The sequence below is a fragment of the Porphyromonas sp. HMSC065F10 genome (genome assembly GCF_001808555.1).
Lineage (GTDB): Bacteria > Bacteroidota > Bacteroidia > Bacteroidales > Porphyromonadaceae > Porphyromonas_A.
On sequence record NZ_KV793741.1, the window covers coordinates 1 to 6,365 of the forward strand.

Annotated in this window: 4 protein-coding genes; all 4 read left to right on the forward strand. The window is 52.2% G+C overall.

Annotation, left to right across the window (positions count from 1 at the left end):
• The first annotated feature begins 61 nt into the window (after window positions 1-61).
• The gene (gene dnaG / locus HMPREF2890_RS01010; RefSeq protein WP_070464137.1) at window positions 62-2,101 is read left to right on the forward strand and encodes a DNA primase; all 2,040 of its coding nucleotides are present in this window, start codon (window positions 62-64) and stop codon (window positions 2,099-2,101) included.
• A gap of 17 nt (window positions 2,102-2,118) precedes the next feature.
• Window positions 2,119-3,102 (forward strand): ABC transporter ATP-binding protein, encoded by a 984-nt coding sequence (locus HMPREF2890_RS01015; protein WP_070464139.1) that lies wholly within the window; start codon window positions 2,119-2,121, stop codon window positions 3,100-3,102.
• Window positions 3,095-4,417 (forward strand): ABC transporter permease, encoded by a 1,323-nt coding sequence (locus tag HMPREF2890_RS01020; protein ID WP_070464142.1) that lies wholly within the window; start codon window positions 3,095-3,097, stop codon window positions 4,415-4,417. The genes HMPREF2890_RS01015 and HMPREF2890_RS01020 overlap by 8 nt, the downstream gene beginning before the upstream one ends.
• 323 nt (window positions 4,418-4,740) lie before the next feature.
• Window positions 4,741-6,153 carry a chromosomal replication initiator protein DnaA gene (gene dnaA, locus HMPREF2890_RS01025; RefSeq protein ID WP_070464144.1) on the forward strand — a complete coding sequence of 471 codons (1,413 nt, stop codon included), beginning with the start codon at window positions 4,741-4,743 and terminating at the stop codon, window positions 6,151-6,153.
• Window positions 6,154-6,365: the final 212 nt, after the last annotated feature.

The window sequence follows — 6,365 nt, forward strand, 5'->3', positions numbered from 1 at the left end:
GTCGCACCCACCATTTTGACCTATAAGTCTAAATGTGTACCTTTACGTTCGAGATTTCCGTATGATAGATCGTAATACCATTGACCGCATTATGGACCGCGCCGACATTGTCGACGTGGTAGGGGACTTCGTGGCGCTGAAGAAGCATGGCAAGGATTACATCGGCTTGTGTCCTTTCCACGATGACTCAAGACCCTCCTTCAACGTCTCCACGAGCAAAAACATCTGTAAGTGCTTTGCTTGTGGTGTGGGAGGGACACCGGTTTCATTCTTAGAGAAATACCTGCACCTGACCTTCCCCGATGCCATCAAGTATCTTGGGAAGAAGTATGGCATCCCTGTCGTCGAGACACAACTCTCTGCCGAGGAGCAGGAGGCTCGCACGGAGCGCGACAAGCTGCTATCTGCCAATGCCTTTGCGAGAGATGCCTTCACCAACGAACTCCATAACGGCAACGAGGGACGACTCATCGGGCTGAAGTACTTCCGCGACCGAGAGCTGAGTGATGATACCATCAAGCAATTTGAGCTCGGATACTCACCGAAAGACCGTCATTTCCTATACACTCTCGGAAAGGAGAAGGGAGTCTCACCTGATGTCCTAGAGCAGGTCGGACTACTCTTCCGGACCGACGACGGACAGTACATCGACCGATACCGCGATCGTGTGATCTACCCCATCCACTCGATCAGCGGCTCGATCGTAGGCTTTGGGGGCAGGATCTTGGTCAAGAAGGAGAATACGGGGAAGTACATCAATTCGCCCGCCTCCTCGATCTACGACAAGAGCCGTGAGCTCTATGGGCTCTACTTCGCCAAGCAGGCGATTGCCAAGAAGGACAAGTGCATCGTTGTGGAGGGCTATATGGATGTACTGTCGATGCATCAGCGAGGGATAACCAACGTGGTCGCCAGCTCCGGGACCGCTCTCACGACGCAGCAGGTACAGAAGATCAAGCGCTTTACGTCCAATCTCACCTTTATTTTCGACTCCGATGCAGCTGGCATCAAGGCAGCCATGAGGGGACTGGACGTGGGGCTGGAGCGCGGGATGAGTCTCCATACTGTGCTGTTGCCCGAGGGCGAGGATCCGGACTCCTTCGCTAAGACTCACACAGCAGAAGAGATCGATCAGTACATCAGCGAGCATGAGGAGGATAGCCTGCGCTTCAATGCCCGAGTCCTCTTGGAGCAAAACGGGGCTGATACCCCACAGGGCATCGCAGATACCGTGGCAGTCATAGCTGAGTCGATGGCTCATATCCAGGATAAGCTCATCCTGGATATCTACGTCAAGGATATGGCTCCTCGCCTGGGGGTCGAGCCGAAGCACCTGCTGGAGCGGATCCAAAAGCTGCAGCAGCAACAGAGGAATACCAGCCGGCGGGAGTGGCAAAACACACAGCGCCGCCAGGAGCAACAGAAGCGAGAAGAGGAGGAGGCAGGTCCTTCCATCACTTCCTCAGAGTCCAAGGGTCAAGCAACCCCGACTGACGAGAGGCTCAATCCCTTTGAGATCACGCTGCTTGGCGAGATTATGAAGAACGGGCTCATGGAGATACCCGACTACGAGATAGAGCCGGGGAGATATGGCTGTAGCCTGATCCAGGTGGTACAGAAGGAGACGAAGGACCTTCGGGAGAATGGTACCCTGACCACACACTTCTGCACCATACTCGATGAGGTGGAGCGACTATATGAGGAAGAGCCCAATCCCGACATTACCAAGTACCTCTCCTGGCACGAGGATCCGGTGATCCTTCACACGGTAGCAGATATGCTGATGAATGAGGAGGAGCTGAGCGAGATGCACTCCACCTACGTCAGCGAGGCCTCCACACCGACAGAGGTGGTCAGCCGGGTCATGAGGACAATCCTGAGCTACAAGTACGACTTTGTCCTCAGGCAGATCTCGGACCTGCTGCAGCAACTTCAGTCTATCCCCACAGATCATCAAGAGGGTGACGAAGCACTGGATGAGAAGTCAATGGAGCTGCTCTCTGAGCTGGCGAACCTAAACCAGATGAAAGTAGATATGAGTCGGATGCTGGGGGATCGCATACTCACTCCGACACTTAAGCTACAACCGCGACAACATTAGAAATAACGCATATATAGATGGAAAACTACTTACTTGAGGCGAGAGACATCGTCAAGGATTTCTCCGCACATCGAGCTCTTGATCACGCAAGTCTTAGGGTCGAGCGTGGTAAGATCCATGGTCTCCTTGGACCTAATGGCGCTGGGAAGACTACCCTAATCCGCGTCCTTACCCGTCTCACCGTGCCGGACGAGGGGGAGATCACCTTTGCAGGACACCCCTTCACCAGCAAGGACCTGAGGCATATCGGCTATCTCCCTGAGGAGCGAGGTCTTTACCCTAAGATGAAAGTGGGCAAGCAGGCTCTCTACTTTGCTCAGCTCAAAGGGCTGGAGCGTAAGGAGGCTGAGCGGAGACTGCGAGAGTGGTTTGAGCGACTGGACATCATTGACTGGTGGGACAAGAAAGTGGGAGAGCTGAGTAAAGGAATGGCTCAGAAGGTACAATTCATCTGCACCATTATCCACCAACCGGACCTGTTGATATTTGACGAGCCATTTAGTGGATTTGACCCGATCAATGCGGAGATCCTAAAGCGGGAGATGCTCCGCTTGAGAGACGAGGGTCACTCAATCATCTTCTCCACCCATGATATGTACAGCGTAGAGGAGCTGTGCGACAACATCACACTCATCAACCACTCCCACGTGGTCCTCGATGGGGATATCCACGAAGTGCGTAACGACTATAGGGGAAATCTCTATCGGATCGTCTACGACTCCGAGATAGAGCTCCCCGAGGAGGTAAGGGAGAAATTTGTCTTACGCACCGATGAGACCAACCTGTATGGTCAGCACACACTGGTGCTTGAGAATACCCCGGGGATGAGCTCACGCGAGCTGCTGGCGACCTTTGGACCCATAGGGGAGGTGGTGAGCTACGAGGAGATCATCCCAAGTATGAATGATATATTCATCGATGTGGTCAAGAAGAGCGGTGCCCCGACAGAGCTGCAGAGTATTACGGACAAGCAAAGAGAGATCGAAGAAAGCCATGAATAATTTCCTCATCGTACTCCGGAAGGAGTATATGACCATCGTAGGGAAGAAGTCATTCATCATCATGACCTTCCTCACCCCTGTCCTGATGATACTCTTGGGAGCTGTGCCGGCACTACTCGGAGTCTTTGCAAAGGATACCAGCGACAAGGAGGTGATCATCGTGGACCAGACCGGTAAATACTATGATGCCATCAAGGATGGTGAGGCTGAGGGCTTCCACTTTATGGATGGCTCTGCCGACATCTCGGAGTACAAGAGTCAGGCACTCTCCTCTGACAGCCTCTACGCTGTCGTGGTCATCACAAAGGATCTGCTTGAGGACCCTCGAGCCATAACGATCTACTCCACCGCTACGATCCCTCCGGCACTGCAGGACAATCTATCCAAGACGCTCTCAAGAGAATTGCAGCAGGAGAAGATCGCATCCTACCAAATCCCGGAGCTGGACAAGATCATCGCTGACTCCAAGGTCTCAGTCAATATATCGACTGTACAGTGGAGTGCTGACGGGGAGGAGGTGGCAGCCTCAGCTACAGTGGGGATGATCACGGGACAGATTTTCAATTTCGCCCTCTACTTCTTTGTCATCATGTATGGATCGATGGTGATGGAGAGCGTGCGGGTGGAGAAGAAGAATAGGATCATGGAGATCCTTGCCACAAGCGTAAAGCCTACCACCCTACTCTGGGCAAAGATCGTGGGCATCGGGCTAGTCGGGATTACTCAGCTGCTGATGTGGGGACTTTTCTTCGTCATTGTCTTCGTGGCACTGCAGTCACTTCTGCTAAGCTCGGTGACCTTTGATATGAACCAATTCAAGGACGCTGTCATGGCTGCACAGGAGGGAGGCTACGATGCGGAGCTGGCAGGGAGTCTGGAGGCACTTGCGAATATCAATTACGGGCAGATCATCTTCTGCTTCCTCTGCTACTTCATCACCTCCTACGTGTCCTTCGCTGCGCTCTACGCAGCCTCAGGCGCGGTCACGGATGCTGAGGAGGGAGTCAATCAGATCACCCTTCCGATCACCATCCTTCTTGTCTTCGGATTTATCTTCGGCTTCTACTCGGCAGAGAATCCAAATACCAACATCTCCCTCATCACCTCCTTCATCCCCTTCATGGCACCTAATGTCATGATGGTGCGGTTACCCTTCAATCCACCCGCTTGGCAGGTGTGGCTGTCGATATCAATCATGATTGCATTCACCTGCTTCTTCGTGTGGTTTGCAGCCAAGATCTTCCGCGTAGGTATGCTAATGTACGGCAAGAAACCGACCATGAAAGAGCTTTGGCGCTGGATCAAGTATGAGTGACAGCACTGGCGTTAACCTGTGTTAACTATTCGTGCTCTCTCTATTTAGGTAGCTAACAACCAAACGTTTACCACTGTAATAGGAATGTAACACCCTATATAAGAGGGTACTACGCCTAAGGGGTTGAGACCTATGGGGATCGGAATAAGCAAGCGAAAAGGACTTTTTTTGTTTCAGTAGGTTTCATAACCTTTGCATTGCAAGGCATCCAAATAAGGCCTTCTCTCCATTGTAGCCAATGGGAGGAGTCCTTATTTTTAGCCCCGGACCTATCTGATCTCCCGGACAGAGTTGCATCAAGGTCGGAGAAATTTTAGAGTATCATGATTAGCAGTACACTTATCAATGCTTGGAATCACTTCCTAAGTAATGTCAGGACCAGTCTTCACTCACCTCAGGACTACCACATGTGGTTTGAGCCAATCAAGCCTATTAAGTGGGAGGACGGGGTGCTGACGGTACGTGTACCCTCTCGTGACTACTACTCACGGATCGAGTCTCAGTACCTCGAGGTACTCAAGGAGTCCCTCGGGATAGCCTTTGGAGACAATGTGAAGCTCAATTATCAGATCCCTGACGAGACTCTTCGCCGGACACTGGAGAGTATGCCTCGGCAGAGTCTGAGAGGGACAGACATTACCACGATCCAAGACATTGAGCCATCGACCGACCTATCTCAAGCTGCCCCTGAGGCTCAGAGTGCGCCCTTCCAGACGCACCTGGATGTCAGGATGAAGTTTGACAACTTCTACGAGAGCCTCTGCAATCGGCTCGCCTACACTGCCGCCAGGTCGATCATCAAGAAGCCGGGGAATAATGCTTTCAACCCACTATTTATCCACGGCGCATCCGGTGTCGGTAAGACACACATTATGCACGCCATAGGTAATCAGCTGGTGGCGGATAACCCTTCCATGAGAGTGATCTACATACCGGCTCAGACGTTTATGCGCCAGTATGTCTATGCGACCATCAAGGCGAAGCAGCCGGAGCTCTTTTTTGACTACTACCACAATATTGATGTGCTGCTGATGGACGATATCCAAGAGATCGCTAGCGCCAGCAGCACACAGAATGCCTTTTTCCAGATCTTCAATAACCTAAAGCTTCTTGGCAAGCAGATCATCATCACCTGCGATCGTCCGCCGGTGGAGCTCAAAGGATTTGAGGACCGACTCTACACCCGACTGAAGTGGGGTCTCACCGTGGAGATAGAGCGCCCTGACGTGCGACTAAGGAGGATGATCCTGCAGTCTAAGGTGAAGGAAGCGGGTGTCACTCTGTCCAATGATGTCTTTGACTTTATCGTGGAGCACGCTAAGGACAACGTGCGAGACATTGAGGGCTCCCTGACCTCGCTCATGGCGTACTCACTCTATAATGATGTACCCCTTGACATTCACTTGGCTCACCGCGTTATGTCGCAGACAGTGGGTATACAGGAGCACAAGGCAGATCTCAGCGAGATCATTGACACCACCTGCCAATTCTATGGGGTCTCTCCGGAGGACATTGAGAGTAAGCGTCGCAAGCGTGCGATTGCCCTCGCCAGACAGACTGTCATGTACCTCTGCAAGGAGTATACCGAGACCCCACTTAAGGTGATCGGTCAGACTTTAGGCAACCGGCATCACTCCACCGTGATCTACGGGTACAATGCCATACGGGATCTCATGCAGAGCGACCAAAAAGTGGCGAAGGATGTGAAGGAGCTCGCTACGATGCTTGGCTTCTGAGCGTCAATGTGGGAAGTAGACCAATAAAGTAGCTCCAAATAACACAAGCAGTCCGTCCCGGCTGTGGCTCTGACCCTGCAGTCATATGGGACGACCCACACCAGGCGGGTTATCAGCAGGTCGATTTCTGCTACTTCTAATACCGATATTAGATGTCTTACCCTGAAATAGGTTGACACCTGAGGAGGGTTGAGACAGCCAGAATGGTATAT